The sequence below is a fragment of the Oscillospiraceae bacterium NTUH-002-81 genome (genome assembly GCA_032620915.1).
Classification (GTDB): Bacteria; Bacillota; Clostridia; order Lachnospirales; family Lachnospiraceae; genus JAGTTR01.
The window spans coordinates 3107262-3126794 of record CP136052.1 but is presented as its reverse complement, the minus strand read 5'-3'; the positions used below and the strand labels follow the sequence as shown (position 1 = coordinate 3126794).

25 protein-coding genes and 2 pseudogenes are annotated in these 19533 nt (G+C 49.5%); 25 read left to right on the top strand and 2 right to left on the bottom strand.

Annotated elements, in window-relative coordinates:
* Positions 1-43: 43 nt before the first annotated feature.
* Positions 44-565 carry a peptidylprolyl isomerase gene (locus RJD28_15560; GenBank protein WNV57596.1) on the bottom strand — a complete coding sequence of 174 codons (522 nt, stop codon included), beginning with the start codon at positions 563-565 and terminating at the stop codon, positions 44-46.
* Positions 566-742: 177 nt separating this feature from the next.
* Here RJD28_15560 and RJD28_15555 point away from each other — a divergent pair, with 177 nt between their 5' ends.
* From RJD28_15555 to RJD28_15445, 23 genes and pseudogenes are all read left to right on the top strand, one after another.
* Positions 743-1456, top strand: coding sequence for an HAD family phosphatase (locus RJD28_15555; protein WNV57595.1), 714 nt, complete (start codon positions 743-745; stop codon positions 1454-1456).
* 21 nt (positions 1457-1477) lie between these two features.
* Positions 1478-2110, top strand: coding sequence for a GNAT family N-acetyltransferase (locus tag RJD28_15550; GenBank protein WNV57594.1), 633 nt, complete (start codon positions 1478-1480; stop codon positions 2108-2110).
* 175 nt (positions 2111-2285) lie between these two features.
* Positions 2286-3134, top strand: a complete 849-nt coding sequence (locus RJD28_15545; GenBank protein ID WNV57593.1) for an energy-coupling factor transporter ATPase — start codon at positions 2286-2288, stop codon at positions 3132-3134.
* Entirely contained in the window at positions 3122-3982 is an 861-nt protein-coding gene (locus tag RJD28_15540; protein ID WNV57592.1) for an energy-coupling factor transporter ATPase, read from the top strand. The genes RJD28_15545 and RJD28_15540 overlap by 13 nt, the downstream gene beginning before the upstream one ends.
* Positions 3979-4782, top strand: coding sequence for an energy-coupling factor transporter transmembrane component T (locus RJD28_15535; protein WNV57591.1), 804 nt, complete (start codon positions 3979-3981; stop codon positions 4780-4782). The genes RJD28_15540 and RJD28_15535 overlap by 4 nt, the downstream gene beginning before the upstream one ends.
* Positions 4783-4796: 14 nt before the next feature.
* Positions 4797-5567, top strand: a complete 771-nt coding sequence (gene truA / locus RJD28_15530; GenBank protein WNV57590.1) for a tRNA pseudouridine(38-40) synthase TruA — start codon at positions 4797-4799, stop codon at positions 5565-5567.
* A gap of 188 nt (positions 5568-5755) precedes the next feature.
* A complete protein-coding gene (gene rplM / locus RJD28_15525; protein ID WNV57589.1) occupies positions 5756-6184 on the top strand; it encodes a 50S ribosomal protein L13 in 429 nt (142 codons plus the stop codon).
* Positions 6185-6204: 20 nt separating this feature from the next.
* Positions 6205-6597 carry a 30S ribosomal protein S9 gene (rpsI, locus tag RJD28_15520; protein WNV57588.1) on the top strand — a complete coding sequence of 131 codons (393 nt, stop codon included), beginning with the start codon at positions 6205-6207 and terminating at the stop codon, positions 6595-6597.
* Positions 6598-6949: 352 nt separating this feature from the next.
* A complete protein-coding gene (locus tag RJD28_15515) occupies positions 6950-7780 on the top strand; it encodes a phage antirepressor KilAC domain-containing protein (GenBank protein WNV57587.1) in 831 nt (276 codons plus the stop codon).
* The gene (locus tag RJD28_15510) at positions 7777-7944 is read left to right on the top strand and encodes a hypothetical protein (GenBank protein WNV57586.1); all 168 of its coding nucleotides are present in this window, start codon (positions 7777-7779) and stop codon (positions 7942-7944) included. Before RJD28_15515 ends, RJD28_15510 begins: the two co-directional genes overlap by 4 nt.
* Complete coding sequence (locus tag RJD28_15505; GenBank protein WNV57585.1) at positions 7925-8599, top strand: helix-turn-helix domain-containing protein; 675 nt, start codon at positions 7925-7927, stop codon at positions 8597-8599. Before RJD28_15510 ends, RJD28_15505 begins: the two co-directional genes overlap by 20 nt.
* Positions 8596-9441: an ATP-binding protein gene (locus RJD28_15500; protein WNV57584.1), complete on the top strand. Its 846-nt coding sequence runs from the start codon at positions 8596-8598 to the stop codon at positions 9439-9441. The genes RJD28_15505 and RJD28_15500 overlap by 4 nt, the downstream gene beginning before the upstream one ends.
* A gap of 75 nt (positions 9442-9516) precedes the next feature.
* Entirely contained in the window at positions 9517-10428 is a 912-nt protein-coding gene (locus tag RJD28_15495) for a ParB/RepB/Spo0J family partition protein (GenBank protein WNV57583.1), read from the top strand.
* Positions 10429-10441: 13 nt separating this feature from the next.
* Complete coding sequence (locus tag RJD28_15490; GenBank protein WNV57582.1) at positions 10442-10948, top strand: hypothetical protein; 507 nt, start codon at positions 10442-10444, stop codon at positions 10946-10948.
* A gap of 10 nt (positions 10949-10958) precedes the next feature.
* On the top strand, positions 10959-11594 hold the full coding sequence (locus RJD28_15485) for a DUF3846 domain-containing protein (GenBank protein WNV57581.1): 636 nt from the start codon (positions 10959-10961) through the stop codon (positions 11592-11594).
* A gap of 18 nt (positions 11595-11612) precedes the next feature.
* Positions 11613-12095, top strand: a complete 483-nt coding sequence (locus tag RJD28_15480; protein WNV57580.1) for a PcfB family protein — start codon at positions 11613-11615, stop codon at positions 12093-12095.
* Positions 12092-13324: pseudogene (locus RJD28_15475) on the top strand (type IV secretory system conjugative DNA transfer family protein). The gene RJD28_15480 and the pseudogene RJD28_15475 overlap by 4 nt, the downstream one beginning before the upstream one ends.
* A gap of 798 nt (positions 13325-14122) precedes the next feature.
* Positions 14123-14842, top strand: a complete 720-nt coding sequence (locus RJD28_15470; protein WNV57579.1) for a reverse transcriptase domain-containing protein — start codon at positions 14123-14125, stop codon at positions 14840-14842.
* 2 nt (positions 14843-14844) lie between these two features.
* Positions 14845-16032, top strand: a complete 1188-nt coding sequence (locus RJD28_15465; protein ID WNV57578.1) for a hypothetical protein — start codon at positions 14845-14847, stop codon at positions 16030-16032.
* 102 nt (positions 16033-16134) lie between these two features.
* A pseudogene (locus RJD28_15460) lies at positions 16135-16470 on the top strand (TraG/TraD/VirD4 family protein).
* 52 nt (positions 16471-16522) lie between these two features.
* A complete protein-coding gene (locus RJD28_15455; GenBank protein ID WNV57577.1) occupies positions 16523-16900 on the top strand; it encodes a TnpV protein in 378 nt (125 codons plus the stop codon).
* A 14-nt stretch (positions 16901-16914) separates the two neighbouring features.
* Positions 16915-17097 (top strand): hypothetical protein, encoded by a 183-nt coding sequence (locus tag RJD28_15450; GenBank protein WNV57576.1) that lies wholly within the window; start codon positions 16915-16917, stop codon positions 17095-17097.
* Positions 17098-17109: 12 nt separating this feature from the next.
* Positions 17110-17412 carry a hypothetical protein gene (locus RJD28_15445; GenBank protein WNV57575.1) on the top strand — a complete coding sequence of 101 codons (303 nt, stop codon included), beginning with the start codon at positions 17110-17112 and terminating at the stop codon, positions 17410-17412.
* Between the two features lie 80 nt (positions 17413-17492).
* Here the strand turns inward: RJD28_15445 and RJD28_15440 are convergent, their stop codons facing one another.
* A complete protein-coding gene (locus tag RJD28_15440) occupies positions 17493-18341 on the bottom strand; it encodes a helix-turn-helix transcriptional regulator (GenBank protein ID WNV57574.1) in 849 nt (282 codons plus the stop codon).
* Between the two features lie 361 nt (positions 18342-18702).
* Here RJD28_15440 and RJD28_15435 point away from each other — a divergent pair, with 361 nt between their 5' ends.
* Entirely contained in the window at positions 18703-18996 is a 294-nt protein-coding gene (locus tag RJD28_15435) for a hypothetical protein (protein ID WNV59650.1), read from the top strand.
* Positions 18980-19285 carry a molecular chaperone gene (locus tag RJD28_15430; protein ID WNV57573.1) on the top strand — a complete coding sequence of 102 codons (306 nt, stop codon included), beginning with the start codon at positions 18980-18982 and terminating at the stop codon, positions 19283-19285. The genes RJD28_15435 and RJD28_15430 overlap by 17 nt, the downstream gene beginning before the upstream one ends.
* Positions 19286-19533: the final 248 nt, after the last annotated feature.

The window sequence follows — 19533 nt, the reverse complement described above, 5'->3', positions numbered from 1 at the left end:
ATAGCCGGGGGATGTTGTTTCCCATCAGCTATCCTTTTCTCATTTAGCACTTCTCCGGTTCCGGGTAATCTACGCCGAAGGTTTCCACTGTCATGGATTTGATCTGCTGTTTTTCCAGCGGGCGGTCAGAGTAGTCTGTGCGTACGTTGGCGATCTTGTCCACAATTTCCAGTCCCTCGATGACTTTTCCGAAAGCAGCGTACTCGCCGTCCAGATGCGGGGAAGTCTTGTGCATCAGGAAAAACTGGGAGCCTGCGGTGTCGGGCATCATGGTTCTTGCCATGGACAGCACGCCCGGTGTGTGCGCCAGATCATTCTGGAAACCGTTGTGGGAAAACTCACCCTTGATGCAGTATCCCGGGCCGCCCATGCCGGTGCCGTCCGGGCATCCGCCCTGGATCATAAAGCCTTTGATGACGCGGTGGAAGATCAGTCCGTCATAGAAGCCTTTTTTTACAAGAGAGATAAAATTGTTTACTGTATTCGGGGCAACTGCCGGGTACAGCTCTGCTTTCATGATATCGCCGTTTTCCATTTCAATGGTAACGATGGGGTTCTTTGCCATAAATGACATCCTTTCTTTCGTTGAATTTTCTCTTCCTATTATACCTTATTCTGTCCAAAATCGAAAGAAAATTTTGCTCATCATCTGGCGCTCATTTCATGCTTGAAAAATCCTCCTCCACAGTCTATAGTGAGGAAGGAACAAAACGACCATAACCGAAGAAAAGGTGGAAATAGAATGTTTAAAAGCGTGATTTTTGACATGGACGGGGTACTGGTGAACACGGAGCCGATTCATTTTCGGATGTATCAGGCATTTTTCCGGGAGCAGGGAATCGAACTGAATTATGACTACTATGCGCCGTCCATCGGTTCGACCACGGAGCATCTGCGGGGAATGCTGATGGAAAAGTACGGCATTGACATCCGCAAGCCGGAGAACTGGGCACGGATCAAGGAGCACGAGGCGGCCATCATCGAGAAAGATGGCTACGGGGAAATCCCCGGCATCCGGCAGATGATCCTGGATCTGCGGGCCCACGGCGTGAAGCTGGCGGTGGCATCTTCTTCCTATTATGATCTGATCGTGAAAACGACGAAGGCCATTGGATTATATGATTATTTTGACAAAATCGTCAGCGGTGCAGATGTGGCGCACCCGAAGCCGGCACCGGATGTGTTTTTGAAAGCCATGGAGGAGCTGGGTGTGCAGCCGGAGGAATGCGTCATCGTGGAGGATTCCTGCAACGGCGTGCGTGCGGCCAAGGCGGCCGGTGCGGCGTGTCTGGGATTTTATAACCCGGATTCCGGCAATCAGGACTTAAGTCTGGCGGATCTGGTGACCGAGGGCTTTGAGGAAGTGGATTATGATTTTGTAAAACGGCTGCATCATCGGGTACATGATCTGCCGGTGACGATCGCGCAGACGGAGGTGCCGGAAACAGACATATGACTGACCATCCGGGAAATGACCGTGGATGACTATGAGGCGGTGCGGGCGCTGTATGAAGAGCCGGGGATGCTTGCCTATATGCCCTCCTTTTTTCCGGCGGAGGAACCGGAAGCATATTTTGAAAGCTATGTAAAAAATATGTATCGGTTTTATGATTTCGGCATGTACGTGCTGGAGGATGCGCGAACCGGGAGGATCATCGGGCATGTCGGATTGGGCGTGGAGGACGGAACGGAAAGCGACGGAGGCAGGACAGCACAAACAGAAGAATCCGGCAGGAACGATTCCAGAGGCAGTGACAGGTGGGAACCGGAAGCGCCGACAGTAGAAACAGGCAGACAGAAATCGGAGGAGACGACCGGGAAAACAGACAGGCAGGCATCGGAAACAGAGACGGCGGTTGAGGACGGGATCGCGGTGAAAGAGCCGATAGATGCCAGGATAACGTTAGGCTACATAATTTCTACTCCATACCGTGGCAAAGGGCTGGCTTCGTTTGCCTGCCGGCAGATTCTTCTCTACGCCCGGGATTCCCTGTATCTGGACCGGGTATGGATCCGGGTGGATCAGAGAAACAGCGCATCTCTGGCAGTGGCCCGGCGATTACAACAGCAGTTTGGTGATTTTATTAAGGTTGATGTGACTGAAATCTGACAGAACTGCCATATAGAAGCGGCAGGCGTGTAATCCCGCTGCGGCGGTTTTTGATGTCTGGATGAGAACTGAACAGTACGCATGTTTTACGGCAGATGGGATTACCGCTTGCAAAAATGAGGCAAGTTGGATACAATGGGAGTAATTTAGACGGCTTTTACGAAGGAGCATTTGCATGGGAATCATTAAGGCAGCAAAGCTGGTGCATGAATATATCAGAAGAGACGAGGACGGCAAGGTGGAGGAGATCCGCCGGGCAGTGGACGGCGTGGATCTGGATGTGGAACGGGGGGAGTTTATCGCGATCCTGGGCCACAACGGTTCCGGAAAATCCACGCTGGCCAAGCATATCAACGCCATTCTGGCCCCCACGGAGGGAACGATGTGGGTGGGCGGAATGGACACCAAAGAGGAAAAAGACATCTGGAATATCCGGCAGACGGCCGGGATGGTGTTCCAGAATCCGGACAACCAGATCATCGGCAGCGTGGTGGAAGAGGACGTGGGCTTTGGCCCGGAAAACCTGGGCGTGCCGTCGCTGGAAATCTGGGATCGGGTGCAGGAGAGCCTCCAGGCAGTGGAAATGCTGGAATACCGGCACCATTCGCCCAACCGTCTGTCCGGCGGCCAGAAGCAGCGGGTGGCCATCGCCGGTGTGGTGGCCATGCATCCGAAATGCATCGTGCTGGATGAGCCCACGGCCATGCTGGATCCCAACGGCCGCAAGGAAGTCATTCGGACGGTGCGGGCGCTGAACGAGGTGGAAGAGGTGACCGTCATCCTCATCACCCATTATATGGAAGAAGTGGTGTGGGCGGATAAGGTCATCGTCATGGACGATGGAAAAATCGTCATGCAGGGAACGCCCAGAGAGATTTTCTCCCGGGTAGATGAACTGAAGAAATACAGCCTGGACGTGCCGCAGGTAACGCTGCTGGCCCATGAGCTGAAAGAAAAAGGCGTTCCGCTTTCGGATGGAATCCTGACAATAGATGAACTGGTGGATGAATTATGTCAATCGTGATCGAGCATTTGAATTATATTTATTCGGAAAATACCGCCTACCAGCGGCAGGCGTTAAAGGATATCAATCTGGAAATCCCGGAGGGGCAGTTTATCGGCCTCATCGGCCATACCGGTTCGGGAAAATCCACGCTGACCCAGCACCTGAACGGGCTTTTGAAGGCGTCCAGCGGCGTGATCCGTTTTAACGGGGAAAATATTTACGAAAAAGACTATGATATGCGGAAACTGCGGGCAAAGGTGGGACTGGTGTTTCAGTACCCGGAGCATCAGCTGTTTGAGGTGGATGTGATCAGCGACGTATGTTTTGGCCCGAAAAATCAGGGCCTTTCGGAGGAAGAGGCGAAAGCGCGGGCGGCAGAAGCCCTGCGTCTGACGGGCATTTCGGAGGAAATGTTCCATCAGTCGCCCTTTGATCTGTCCGGCGGCCAGAAGCGCCGGGTGGCCATTGCGGGCGTGCTTGCCATGGAGCCGGAGGTGCTGATCCTGGACGAGCCCACGGCGGGGCTGGATCCCAGAGGCCGGGATGAGATCCTGGGACTGATCAGCCAGCTGCATGAAAAACGCCATATCACCTGTGTGCTTGTTTCTCACAGCATGGAGGATGTGGCCCGTTATGTGGAGCGGATCATCGTCATGAACCGGGGCGAGGTTATGTACGACGGCACCCCGAAGGAAGTATTTTCCCATTATAAGGAACTGGAAGAGATCGGTCTGGCGGCGCCGCAGGTGACCTACGTGATGAACCGGCTGAAAGAAAAAGGTCTGGATGTGCGCACCGATGCCACGACAGTGGAGGAAGCAAGGGATGAGATCCTGCGTGCACTTGCGGCAGGAGGACGATTATGATAAGAGATATTACTTTGGGACAATACTATCCGACGAATTCCGCGATCCATCGGCTGGATCCCCGGACAAAGCTCATCGGCACCATTGCGTTTATCGTGTCCCTGTTTTTATTTAAAAGCTGGCTGGGCTATGCGGCGGCCACTCTGTTTCTTGCGGGGATCATCCGCACGTCGAAGGTGCCCTTCCGCTATATGATGCGGGGGCTGAAAGCCATCATCGTGCTGTTGCTGATCACCGTGGTGTTCAACCTGTTTATCATTCCCGGAGAAGTCATCTGGGATTTTGGTATTTTGAAAATCACGCGGGAGGGACTTTCGCAGGCGGGTTTTATGGCGGTGCGCCTGATCTACCTGATCATCGGTTCTTCCGTCATGACGCTGACGACCACGCCCAACGACCTGACCGACGGCCTGGAGCGGGTGCTGGGGCCGTTGAAGGTGGTACATGTGCCGGTGCACGAGATTTCCATGATGATGTCCATTGCCCTTCGGTTCATCCCGATTTTGCTGGAGGAGACGGATAAGATCATGAAGGCACAGATGGCCAGAGGTGCGGATTTTGACAACGGCAATCTGATCCAGAAGGCGAAAAACATGGTGCCCCTGTTGGTGCCGCTGTTCCTTTCTGCCTTCCGCCGGGCTAACGACCTGGCCATGGCCATGGAGGCCAGATGTTATCGCGGCGGGGAAGGCCGGACGAAAATGAAACCGTTGCTTTATGAAAAAAGAGATTATATGGCGTATGGGATTCTGGTGGCTTATCTTGCAGCAGTGACGGCCATCGGTATCGTCGTGCGTTAGGAAAGGCGGATGTGATGAAACGGGTAATGCTGACGGTGGCCTATGACGGCACCGCTTATGCCGGGTGGCAGGTGCAGCCCAACGGCGTGACCATCGAGGAAGTGCTGAACAAGCATCTGTCATCGCTTTTGCGAGAAAATATTGTGGTCATCGGCGCCAGCCGCACCGATTCCGGGGTGCATGCCCTGGGAAATGTGGCGGTTTTTGATACCAACGCCCGGATGCCGGCGGAGAAGGTCAGCTTTGCCATGAACCAGCGTCTGCCGGAAGATGTGAAAATTGTGGATTCCCGGGAAGTCCCCCTGGATTTCCATCCACGCAGGCAGCACTGTCGGAAGACCTACGAATACAAGATTTTAAACACCATCCATCCGGTGCCGAATTACCGGCTGTACACGCATTTTAATTACTGGAACATTGACGTGGAGCTCATGCGGCGGGGGGCGGCCTTCCTCATCGGTACCCATGATTTTGCCAGCTTCTGCAGTGTGAAAAGCCAGGCGCTGACCACGGTGCGTACCGTGCGGTCTGTTGATATTTCAAGAGATCCCCAGACAAGCATCATCACCCTGCGCATTGTGGGGGACGGCTTTCTCTATAATATGGTGCGGATCATTGCCGGAACGCTCATGGAGATCGGTGAAGGCAAATACCCGCCGGAGCATATGAAAGACATTCTGGAAGCTGCCAGCCGGGCGGCAGCAGGCCCGACAGCACCGGCCAGAGGATTGACGCTGGTAAAGATGGAATATGAGAACGATCCGCGAAAAGAAGTTGTCCATTGAAAAAAGTCCAAAAAGCATTGAAAAAACAAAAAAACACAAAAACATTGAAAAAACACAAAAGTAGTTGACACACCAGGCGGTGTGTAGTAAACTATTTTAGCATGGTTATGTATGGAAATATCCTGAACCAAAGCCCCGGATCAGGTATTTTACTTAATAGAAAGCAGATATTTTAAGGAGGTCAACCGATGAAAAGTTACATGGCTAGTCCAGCAACAATTGAAAGAAAATGGTATGTAGTTGACGCTACAGGATATACATTAGGTCGTTTAGCATCAGAAGTAGCAAAGGTATTAAGAGGAAAGAATAAGCCGATCTACACTCCTCACATTGACACAGGTGATTATGTGATCATCGTAAACGCTGACAAGGTGAAAGTGACCGGTAAGAAATTAGACCAGAAGATTTACTATCGTCATTCCGATTATGTTGGAGGAATGAAAGAGGCAACCTTAAGAGAAATGATGGACAAGAAGCCTGAGAAGGTGATCGAGCTTGCTGTTAAGGGCATGCTGCCGAAGGGACCTTTAGGAAGAACCATGTACAAGAAGCTGTTTGTATATGCAGGCGCAGAGCACGGACATGAGGCACAGAAGCCGGAAGTCCTGACATTTTAATCAGAGGGAGGTAAATCACATTGGCTAAAGCAAGTTTTTACGGAACTGGAAGAAGAAAGAAATCTATCGCAAGAGTATATCTGGTACCTGGTACCGGTGTTATCACTGTAAATAAAAGAACTATTGATGAGTATTTCGGACTGGAGACCCTGAAGGTTATCGTTCGTCAGCCCCTCGTGGCTACAGAGACCGCTGACAAGTTCGACGTGATCGTAAATGTTCACGGCGGCGGATACACAGGCCAGGCCGGTGCTGTAAGACACGGCATTTCCAGAGCACTTCTGCAGGCAGATCCGGATTACCGTCCGATTCTTAAGAAGGCTGGTTTCCTGACCAGAGATCCTCGTATGAAAGAGAGAAAGAAGTACGGCCTCAAAGCCGCTCGTCGCGCACCGCAGTTCAGCAAGCGATAATCGACAACTTCAAAATGCTAAAAAAGCCCGGAAATGCGCTATTTTCCGGGCTTTTTCTATACCCAAAATTCTGCCTGGACTGTTCGGTTTTGATGGAATTTGAACGGAAATTTATGGGTTTATAGTGGTCAAATTACTGGTGGACAAGCCCATTTTGACCTCTTATGGGTTAAATTACTGGTGGACAATAGGAGCAAATGAAGTCCAATTTTGCCATCGACGGACGAACACATACTTGACTGATTTACATAGAGCCTTGGCTCATTCTTTGAAAACGAGAATGGGTCAAGGCTCTATTTTTTTTTTTTCGCCTGAAATCCGGCGAGACAAATTTGAGTAGGAGGTAACAGGTATGACGGATTTCAATCAGAAGACCCATGACACCGATGTGGGCAGTTATGGCGGACAGTCGAGGCAGATGACGGAGGTGTTCGAGAACCAAGAGTTTGGTTCGATCCGGTTGTTTCAGGAGGCAGGCAAGACATTCTTCTGTGCAAGCGACGTGGCGAAAGCGTTGGGGTATGTGAATCCCTACGCTGCAGTGAGACGCCATTGCAGAGGCCCCCTAACGAAACGTGAGGGGGTCGTTCAGAAGGTGAATCAGTATGGGGATGCTGGAGAGCAGGTCGTTGAAATCGCCTTTATCACAGAAGGTGATGTTTACCGGCTGATCGTTCACAGCAAGCTGCCATCGGCAGAACGATTTGAACACTGGGTGTTTGATGAAGTTCTCCCTTCTATCCGCAAGCATGGTGTGTATATGAGCGATTCCATTTTGGATCAGGTGATTCAGCATCCGGAGGTCATCTACACCCTGGCACAGGAGCTTGTAGCCGAGAGGGAGCAGCTTGAGGGTATCCGCAAACAGCTGGATGCGGCACAGCCCAAGGCAGACTACTTCGACACCTTTGTGAACTCGGAGGATTGTACCTGCATCCGGAATTTCTGTAAGGAAATCGGAATCCCGGAGAAGACGGCAGTGGCTCTCTTACTGGATCATCGCTATCTGTACCGCAGTCCGAGTGGCTGGCTGATGCCTTTTGCAGACAAATCTGCAAGGGGCTATTTTATTGTCCGGGATTGCTACGGCAGAAGCGGAAAACTGGTGCAGCAGACGAGAGTGACCTGCAAGGGAAAGAATCATCTCTTCAAGTTGTTTAAGAAATGGGGTGTGGTCGAATGACGCTTTTTACAGAGGGACGCCTTCAGGCGTTTGAACGCATGATGCAGGATACCGGCAAATACCATCGCCGGGAGGACAGCGAAGATCGTCCGCGCAAATGTCCGAAGAAAAAAGCGGAGCCTGCGAAAAAGGATGGTGAGCACCATGCCGGTATTCAGGGTTGAGAAGAACAGCAATTACACAACGATGTGCAATTACCACCTGCGCGATCAGGGTCTCAGCCTGAAAGGGAAAGGACTTCTCTCTATGCTGCTCAGTTTGCCGGACACATGGAACTATTCGGTACGGGGGTTATCTTCGATTACGCCGGATGGCGTAGATGGGGTGCTTACGGCTCTAAAAGAGCTGGAGCGTCTTGGGTATCTGGAAAGGAACCAGCAGCGTGAGAGTAACGGTCGGATGGGCAGAGCGGAGTATGTGATTTATGAGATGCCAAGGAAAAAGCCGTGTTCGGAATCACCGTGTACGGAAAAGCCGTATACGGTAAATCCGGATACGGACACACCGGTTACGGAAAATCCCGCGCAATTAAGTACTAATAGAACAAGTACTGAAACAATCAATAAAAGAGAGAAGAAGGAAATCCAGCACCGGTATGGCTCATACGAAAATGTCCTTCTTTCTGACACGGAATACAGTAAGCTCCGGCAGGAGTTCCCAAGAGATTATCAGATGCGGGTTGAACGGCTCTCTGAGTATATGGCCTCCACCGGCAGGAGCTACAAAAATCACCTTGCCACAATCCGGAGCTGGGCAAAGAGAGAAAAGCCGAAGTATAACCCGGCAGACTACACATTTGAGGAAGGAGACAGCCTATGAGCGACATGGTGCCTGAAATTTTGAATGCGGCGTTGGATTCGCTCTTTACGCCGAAAGAACCCGGAGAGCGGGAATACCAGGGCGAGGACGGACTGCTGTATTGCCGGAATTGCCACACGCCGGTGCAGTGCAGGGTAAAGCTCTGGGGCAGAGACAGGATTGTTCCCTGCCTTTGCAGATGCCAGCAGGAGGCAATGGCGGAAAAGAAACGCCAGGATGAGCTGGTGGAGCGGCAGCGTAAAATCAGACAGCTGAAAGCAACGGGGATTCAGGAAAAGCATCTTCTGGAATGGAATTTTGCCGTTGCAGAAGACAACAAGGATATCCAGATGGCAAAACGCTATGTGGAGCAGTGGAAAAAGGTCAAGGCTGAAAACCTTGGCCTTTTGTTATGGGGAGATGTCGGAACTGGAAAGTCCTTTGTGGCGGCATGTATAGCAAATGCTCTGTTGGAACAGGGCATTCCGGTTTTGATGACGAACTTCTCCAAAATCCTGAATCAGATGGGAGCCATGTATTCGGAAGAGCGATACCGGTATATCGCTTCGTTTTCCAACTATTCTTTGCTGATTCTGGATGATCTGGGAATTGAGCGCAGCACCGAATATGCGCTGGAGCAGGTCTACGCCGTTATCGATGAGCGGTACAAGTCCGGACTTCCGGTCATTATCACAACCAATCTGAAGATTGCTGAAATCCGCAATCCGGAGGATGTGGCATACGCCCGGATTTACAGCAGGATTTTGGAAATGTGTACGCCGGTGCGAATCAGCGGAGAGGACCGCAGGAAGAGCATTGGAAAAGAAAAACAGCAGGTCGTTAAGGAGGTACTTGATTTATGAAGTGCAAGGCAAAAAAGGCGTTTTTCGCAGGTAAGAATGACATCTATCACCGCTGGAAGGAGGTTAAGAAGCTGAATGGCAAAAGCAAAAACCAGTATTACAACAGAAAACCGCAGTGGCTCAGCTGCCGACGCTGCGGCTAAGGAGAAGCGGACGGAGATGCCGCTTTCTGACCTGCATCCCTTTGAAGGTCATCCCTTTAAGGTGCTGGACGATGAGCTGATGGAACAGACCGTGGAGAGCATCAAGCAGATCGGTGTGGTATCACCGCTGATTGTACGGCCTGACCCGGAAGGCGGATTTGAAATCCTTTCGGGACACCGCAGGCTTCATGCAGCGCAGTTGGCAGGTTTGGAGACGGTGCCGGTCATCGTCAAGGAAATGGACGATGATGCAGCAATCATCTTTATGGTGGACAGCAACTTGCAGCGGGAAAATATCCTTCCCAGCGAGAGAGCGTTTTCCTACAAGATGAAGTTGGAAGCGATGAAGCATCAGGGACAACGCGGAGATTTAACTTCTGACCAAGTTGGTCAGAAGTCGTGGGCTGTGAACCAGTTAGCTGATGATGCGAACGAAAGTAAAACGCAAGTTCAGCGTTTTATCCGCCTTACCAACCTGATTCCAGAAATTCTGGACATGGTGGATGAGAAGAAAATCGCCTTTAATCCGGCGGTAGAGCTGTCTTACCTGAAACCGTCCGAACAGAAAGAATTTCTGGAGGCAATGGACTATGCACAGGCATCCCCATCCCTGTCGCAGGCACAGCGATTGAAAAAGCTCTCGCAGGAGGGCGACTGCACCTTGGATGCCATGTGTGAAGTGATGAATGAAATCAAAAAGGATGAGCTTGACCATGTGACGATTAAAAACGAGGTTCTTCGGAAGTATTTCCCGAAATCCTATACGCCGAAGCAGATGCAGGACACGATTATCCGGCTGCTGGAAAAGTGGCAGCGAAGTAAACAACGAGATATGGAACGATGAGAAGGAGATTTTTATGATGATGAACTTTAAGAAGAATCAGAACAACGCAGTGTGCAGCATGGATTGCAAGAACTGCCCGAATGGTGCATCGCAGCCGAATCCGATGGATGATTCCATGTTTGAGAAGTCCATTGCGATGCTTCATAACTGGGTGATGTTGGAGGCAATCCGTGAAGATCACCCGAAGGAACGCATTGTGATGGTGATCCTGCCGGGGGCTGGCGGCGAACTTCTGACCGAGGCTGGCAGTCGAGACATCTTTGAGGATGTTTACGATGAGATGGAGGCTGATCTGGTGGCAGATGGGGAACTGCTTCTCCATTATGATAAGAGCGATGTGATCGAGACTGACAGAACCCGCTATCTGTTGGGAGCTGCGGAGGTTTCGGAAATCGACCAGAACGGCAACGAATGCAGCATCAATCTGTTTACGCTGGAACGCACCATCGACTATGTGAACGAGAACCTGACGGTGGTTTCCATTGGCGGCGAGTTGGTTCCGGCACTGCGCCTGATCTAAGGAGGTGCCTATGAAGAAATTTGATGTGGAGATTACAGAGACTCTCCAGAGAAAGGTTTCCGTGGAAGCTGCCTCACAGGAAGATGCGGAACGCATGGTGACGCAGGCGTGGAACAATCAGGACTATGTTCTGGATTCCGGCGATTTCACCGATGTGGATTTCAAGACCGTGGGAGAACATGAATTGGCAGAGACCAGGACAATGGATGTGCTGCTGGTGCAGCCCAACGCCTACCCGAAGAAAATCAGCGTTGGCACGGAGCTGGAAGATTTGCAGGCAATGGTCGGCGGCGATATTGAAGTAACCTATCCATTTGAGGATGAAGTGGCCATTATTCTGAATGAATCCGGTAAAATCAATGGCTTGCCGCTGAACCGTGCGATTTACACCGAAGACGGGGATATGCAGGACATTTATGCCGGTGATTTTCTGGTGGTAGGGCTGACAGAGGATGACTTTGGTTCTCTGACTTCGGAGCAGATGCAGAAATTTGAGGAACAGTTCCATCAGCCCCAGATGTTCGTTCGTATGGGTCACAGCATCATGGCGATTCCGGTTCCGGATGACATGCTGAAGAAGATGGAGGAAAAGGCTGCAAAGCCCCAAGAAAAGAGCAAACCTGCACCGGACCGGGACAGTTTGTAAGGAAGGAGGCGGAGATTCATGCAGGAAGAAGTTGAAAATCGTACCGTCAATCTGGCAATCAGCACCACGAAATTGACCTTTCGCACCATCGTGAATGGCTATAATGCGTGGAAACGGCACCATCAGGCAAAGGTGGCTCAGAAAACAGCGCAGCTGCCGGTTGGAAAGCAGAGCATCAAAGAACTGATCGGTCAGAATCAGGGAGTCAGCAGTATCCCCATTGAGAAAACGGATTTGAAAGGCTTTGAACAGGTGGCACGGAAATATGGTGTGGATTATGCCATTACGAAAGACCAAAATGTAATGCCACCCAAGTACACGGTGTTCTTTAAGGCGAAGGATGCGGATGCACTGACTTCCGCTTTTGAGGAATTCACCAACCGAAAGCTGAAAACAAAGGAAAAACCGAGTGCTCTGGAGCAGCTTAACAAGCTCAAAGAGCTGGTTGCTGCAATTCTTCCGGATAAGGTTCGCCACAAAAGTCAGGAGCGTGATCTATGAGTAATAAGACAAAGAAGCAGCTGCTCCTGAACCTGCCGTACTTCATTGCCGGTCTTGTATGTACCAATCTGGGAGAAGCGTGGAGAATTGCCGAGGGCGCAGACATGTCTGAAAAGCTCCTCGGCTTTCTTTCTGCCCTGGGTGCAGCCTTTTCCAATCCGATGCCAAGTCTGCATCCGATGGATTTGCTGATTGGTGTGTGCTGCGGAGCGGGTTTGCGGATTGCTGTGTACCTGAAAGGCAAAAATGCCAAGAAATATCGCCATGGCATGGAGTATGGCTCTGCTCGTTGGGGTACGCAGAAAGACATTGAACCGTTTGAAGATCCAGTGTTTGCAAACAATGTGATTCTGACCCGGACGGAGCGGCTGATGATGGGCAACCGCCCGAAGAATCCGGCAAATGCCCGAAACAAAAACGTGCTGGTGGTGGGCGGCTCCGGCAGCGGCAAGACCCGGTTTTGGCTTAAACCCAACCTTTTACAATGTCACAGTTCCTATGTGGTCACTGACCCGAAAGGCGATATCGTAATCGACTGCGGCCAAGCCCTTTTGAAGAACGGATACAGTATCCGGATCTTTAACACCATCAATTTCAGAAAGTCGATGCATTATAATCCCTTCGCCTATATTCACAGCGAAAAGGATATTTTGAAGCTGACCACAACCCTCATTGCCAACACCAAAGGGGACGGCAAGGCCGGTGACGAATTCTGGACGAAGGCAGAGACCTTGCTGTATTGTGCTTTGATTGGTTATATCCACTATGAGGCACCGCTGGAAGAGCAGAACTTTGCAACGCTGATTGAATTCCTGAATGCGATGGAAGTACGCGAGGATGATGAAACCTTTCAGAATCCAGTGGATCAGATGTTTGAAGCTCTGAAAAAGAAAAAACCGAACCACTTTGCTGTTCGCCAATATGCCAAGTTCAAGCTGGCGGCGGGCAAGACCTTAAAGTCGATTCTGGTGAGCTGCGGCGCACGTCTTGCTCCCTTCGATATTGAGGAAGTCCGTGATATCACTATGTACGATGAGCTGTCGCTGGATACGGTGGGAGATAAGAAAACGGCTCTGTTCCTCATTATGAGCGATACAGACCCGACTTTTAATTTCCTGATTTCCATGATCTATACACAGCTGTTTAACCTGCTGTGCGAGAAAGCGGATGATGTCTACGGCGGCAGATTGCCGGTGCATGTGCGCTGCCTGATTGATGAGTGTGCGAACAGTGTGACACGTTCTACGCCGAAAACGGTGGGAATAACCGACAAAAGCGTAGCCTAAAGTCACAAATAATTTAATAAATGTGGTTTTAGAGAACTGCATAACTGAAATTTCAAATGAAGGGGTAACGCCCTGAAGGGAATTCACTAATACTCCGAATAGCGTTAGTCGGATACAGACGATTAAGGTTATAAGCTCGGGGAAGTCGTGCGAAGCACACCCTAACACTGCAAGGTGAGGAAAGGTTTGTAGAGGTACAAGCTGTGTGTGACAGTGCGGGTGGGGTTGCCATATGGTTAGAATGACCAGTAAGGCGGTCTGACAAAATTCCGAATGTACGGCTCTAAACGAATGGCTGGCAGAAATGCCAGTGTACCAGTAGGTACGCAAGTGGGGTAAAGTAAAAGTTGTTAGTATGAAATACCCTCTGTGTTTACAGGACACAGGTATCTATAAAGATAATACTTGCAGGGCTAAAGGAATGACCTAAGTGACAACAATCCTAAGTTATGTGGAACGTGGAAAGCAACCAATACGGGAACTGACTGTATCAGTGACAAAGTACCGTAGTTGTGTCGAAAAGGAAAGGTATAAAGGAATCCTTTCTACAATAAGCACATTTATGGTTGTGAGAGTAGTGGCACAGTACCGATGAAACCGTGATAATAAGCGGTGGAGGGATAGCCACAAGCCGATACTAAGATTTCCTTTATGTCTATATAGTAATCACCAAATGGAGATTTTCATAGCTGTCGAGGTGAGACGAAGAAAAAATCATTCTCCAATAAGGAGTTGGTTACTATGGCAAAACGAATTGTAAATAAAGCAGAAAGAAATGCAGAAAGATATGACGCAAAAGAAACTGGATATCAGTTATATGAAGGCAGTCTGAAAGGTAATAAATTTGACAGGCTTATGCCCCTGATAGTATCAGAGCAGAATATCATACTTGCATATCGGAATATCTGCAAAAATAACGGGAGCAAAACCCCTGGAACAGATGGGAAGACAATAACAGAAATTCAGTCACTCCCAATCGAAACGGTCATTAAAACCGTCAGAAATAAATTGAACTTTTATCAGCCTAAAAAGGTCCGGCGTGTAGAAATACCAAAAGACAATGGAAAAACCAGACCATTAGGAATCCCAAGTATATGGGATAGACTGATACAGCAATGTATTCTGCAAATACTGGAACCGATTTGTGAAGCAAAATTTCATGAACGAAATAATGGGTTCAGACCATACAGGTCAACGCAAAATGCGATTGCTCAATGCTATAAAATGGCACAGTTGCAAAATCTGCATTTTGTAGTAGATGTGGACATTGTTGGATTCTTTGACAATATTGACCATAATAAGCTGATTCGGCAGTTGTGGGGACTTGGAATACAGGACAGGAAACTGATTATGATAATCAAACAGATGCTAAAAGCAGAAATCCTGTTTAATGACATTGTAATTACCCCGGAAACAGGTACACCACAGGGGGGATTTTATCCCCACTTCTTGCAAATGTAGTATTGAATGAGCTGGACTGGTGGATTGCTAATCAATGGGAGATGTTTAAAGTCAAAGATGGAAAATCCGGACTGGAATTTTACAGGACTGATAAGGAGGGAAATATCCTCACAATAGACAGGTCACCAAAGTGGAAAAAGCTGAGGGAAAAGACAGAACTTAAAGAAATGTACATCGTAAGGTATGCAGACGATTTTAAGATATTCTGTCGGGACTATGTAACAGCTAAGAAAGCCATGTATGCAACAAAACTATGGCTTGCAGAACATTTACATCTGCAAACAAGTGATGAGAAATCTGGAATCACAAACTTGCGTAAGAACTATACAACTTTTCTTGGAATCAAATTTAAAGTTGTTCCAAAAGGTGATAAATGGATAATCCGTTCACATATAGCCGACAAAAGTAAAGATAAGGTTATCAATAAGCTGCGGACTGTCTGGAAAGATATCAAAAATCCAAGCAAGCAAAGCGAAATTGATAAAAACATAAGTCTTTACAATTCAATGGTTATGGGTATGCACAATTATTATTGTATGGCAACAATGGTATCAGCAGATTTTGCAGAAATCGCCTATAAAGTGAATGGGAAAAGTAACGGTATGAACCACAATAACCGATGTTTTCCGATAACAAAAACGGGTGAGATAACCAGTAAATTTATCCAACAAAAGTATGGAAAGTCAAAGCAGTTCCGATGGATAAAAGGAAGAATGATTATTCCAGTAGGGTATGTGGCGTATGAATATCCAAAATACAAAAGGCGGGAAGTCAATAAATATGTGAGGAAGTATTCAGACATCGAAAACTGTATCAGTTATGATGTTATGAAATATATGATGGGAAATGCACATCTTTATCCGACCTTGGAGATGGCAGATAATGCCCTTTCAAGGTATATAGCACAAAAAGGAAAATGTGCAGTAACACACAATGCCCTGTCAATAACAGACATGGTATGTATACACATAAAACCGTGCAAAGGTGAGCGAAATGACACATATAGGAATTTGATAATTTTATCCAAAGATGTGTCAAAATTGGTTGATGCAACAGAAAATAAAGTAATAAAGAAACTGTTGCAGAATTTAACATTGACCGTGGAAATGCAAGAAAAAATAAACAAACTCCGAAAATACAGGGAGTTGGAAGAAATACAATTCGAGGACTATATAGGCACTAAAATGTAATCTTAGTCGGTGGAACGCCGTGTGATGGGAAACTATCACGCACGGTGTGGAGTGGGGGAAAAGCCCGAGGTGGTAACACCAGAGGCTTACCTATCACTATTTGGTCAGATTCCGAATCTGGAAAAGCTGGTAGCCACCATCCGATCAAGAGAAATCTCGGCGTGTCTGGTGCTTCAGGCACAGAGCCAGTTGAAGGCAATCTACAAGGACAATGCCGATACCATCATCGGCAATATGGATTCCCGTATTTTTCTTGGCGGTTCGGAGCCGACTACGCTGAAAGAGCTGAATCAGGCACTGGGGAAAGAAACGATTGATCTGTACAACACTTCCGATACCAGAGGTAATAGCCCATCCTACGGCACCAATTACCAAAAAGTTGGGCATGATATGCCATACTTGTTCGTGAAGAGTTCAGTTGCCTTGAATTTATCATGAACAGGGACACGATCAACTGGATTCTGAAATAACTGAATACAGGAGGTCGAACATGGAGCATTTACCAAAGAAAATCCATCAAAACGGAATCAGCTACACGCTGGTGGGAGACTACTACATCCCCGATCTGGAGCTACCGGAGGAAAGCCGCCCCATTGGGCGGTGGGGCCGGATGCACAAAGCGTTTCTGCAAGAACACCGGCCCGGCCAGTACAATGCCCTGCTTCTGTCGGGAAAACTCTGGACATATCTTGCTGACCTGAACGAACAGGCCGCTGACCGGCTGGCGTGTATCGTCTCGCAGATGCAGGAGGCGGAGGGTGTCACCGAGGAACTGAAAGCCCGTGACCAGCTTGCGTGGGTCGGGGGCATGAACAGCATTCGCAGCCGAGCAGAGGAAATCATCCTCTCTGAGATGATTTTTGTTTAAGGAGGTGCCTGTCTATGAGATACCGTATCGAATACGCCGATGGGCGTTATTGTAACTTTGCCAACGGCAGGGCTGAGCTGCTGAAATGGCTGAAACTGCTGAAGCAAGAGGAAATCTCCGACATCCGCAAAGTATATAAAAGCGGTGTGTCAGATTCCGTCCTGGAAACATACCGGAATTATATCCGCCCAGCATAAGGAGGGGCGCTTATGGGTACAGATATAGAAAAATTGGTTGATTTGATGATTCAGGAGCGGATGCAGAGCCAGTTTGCTAAGTGGCGGGAGGCAGAAACCGGCACGGAGAAAAAAGAGGACTGCCTTCGCTTGGAAAACGAGTATGAAAAAGCAATCAGCGCATTGTCTGAGGAACAGAAGGACGCTGTAAGACACTACTGTGATTCTATTTTCGATTCTGGTGCAGAAAGCGAGTGCTTCTTTTACCGGCTGGGCCTCAAAGATGGCATCCGTCTCTGGAAGTTTATGAAAAAGCTGATGAAAACGGTCAGCTAACGGATGTATAACCACATATTTTATTCCGCCCACAAACGGGTCGAAAGCCGTCCAACGGTACAGATTGGGCGGCTTTCCTGTTATCTGCGTTTCTTCCGCTTGGGCGCATAGTACGGCTGCGGCTTGGCCTTTCCTCTCATGTTGTTGGGATTTTTGAGCATTTTGGACAGGCTCAGTATCCGCAAAAATGCAGAGAAGTCCTCTGAGGAAATCTTCTCGAAGGGTATCTGCATTCTGTCGCAAAATTCGTGGATTACCACTTCCTCTTGGCTGCCCTGTTCGAGCGCCTGTTCAAACTTTTCCTTGACGTCATCCAGCGTGGGCTGCGGGTCGGCGGTGGTCTTGTCCTTGCGGTGTGCTTCCCGGATGTCCCGGACGATGCTGTCCAGATCATCGTGCATGACATGGCTGTAAAAATCGCTTTCCTGCACCTGCCCCAGTTCCAGCGTCCGCATATAGAGGTCATCCTCTCCGGGCGCATACTTGCTCATGACGGTCTGCCGGGTGGCCTCCAACACCAGATTCATCTGCTCCACCCGCATATTGGCGATCTGGTCGATGCAGATTTCCATATCTATCATCAGCCGCCGGAAATTCGGGTGGGCAGCCAGTTCGCAGAGAAGCCGGTTGTTGATTTTGCCGCTGCTCAAAAGTTCCACCATATCATCACTCAGATGCAGAGATTGAAGTTCTGTGTTTGGGTGATTTTTATTTTCCGTCAGCCCCATCAGATAGTCGGTGGACACGCCGTAAAAGTCCGCCAGCGTTGCAATCGCAAACGGGCTGATGTCCTTGTAGTCATCGGTTTCGTATTTTCCCAGCGCGGATTTAGACAGGCCGGTCTGCTCCGCCAGTTGTTCCAGCGTCAGGTGCTTGTCCACCACCCGCAGGTCTTTGAGCCGCTCCGGGATTGTCAGCTTTGCGTACATCCAAAGCCCCCTCTCTCGTTATCTTTTTCAGTGATTACACCCATTATAGCACGATTCCATAAGCGTGGAAATATGCGGATTTCGAGCGTTTTTCCGACGTTTTGGATATACGGGAAAGGGCCTCTTTTTTCGGTAAACTGGTTCTTGCAGACAGGCACAGAACCTTGAAAATCGAATGACCGGCTGCAAGGGGTATGGCCTCCGGGGAAGTGACGCCAGGACAGAAATCGAGCACACCAAAGAGGCCGATACGCCGGGAGAAATTCCGGGCAGGAGCGGCTTGCAGGCAGACCGGCGGACAGGAAACAAGTTTATCATGCGGGGCGCATGGCTCCGCAGCAAAGAAATGGAGGAAATCATTATGACACTGAGTATGAAAGAAAAGAAGATTCTCTACGCTTACGGCTGTCTCAGCCACCACAATACGGTGACACGGCTGAAATGGCTGACGGCTCTGACGGTTGACCCGGAGGCCAAACGCCGGATGCTGGGGCTGGCCCGGAAGGTGGAGACGGAGATGAACGAAAGCTGGTACGAGGATTTTTATCACCATCTGCGCATGGAGATGGACGAGTACCGCCGTCTCAAGCGCAACCTGCGTGTGCTGAAATCTTACACCGATTATGAGGAGGATCTGTATGAAGAAGCTGTCTAAGTATGAGAAAGAAACCATCATCAACTGGAACGAGGCGGAGAACCTTGCCAGCGTCTACACCTTCAACGCCAGCTTGAAGCGCAGGCTGGCTGATTTCAGCCGGAAGTACCCACTGTTGTGCCGGTTGGAGCGCAGCACGCCGGAGGGCAGCGTGACCTATGTGCTGGACAAGTCCCGGCTGTCGATCCGGCTGGTGCCTCCGTACAGCGAAGAACGGAAAGCCGCCGCAAGGGAGTACGCAAAGGAGCATGGCTTTCAGGTGGTGGTAACGGAAGAAAAAATCGCCTAAAATCGGGGTGTTTACGGGAAAAATGACGGGTCTGCACCCGATGTTTTGACCGGCAATCCCCGCAGGCGTATTCCGTATCCACTCCCCGCCTATGGGCGCAAATGTGTGGATACGGAGCCGGTGAAACTGGCAAACACCGTTCCTGCGGTGGAAGCCAGCTTCGCCGGTGCGGAAAGTACAGAGGGCGGCCAGCCCTTTGTGGCGGGGTGCAGGGGCGGCAGCGCACTGCTGGGGTCAAGGGGCAACGC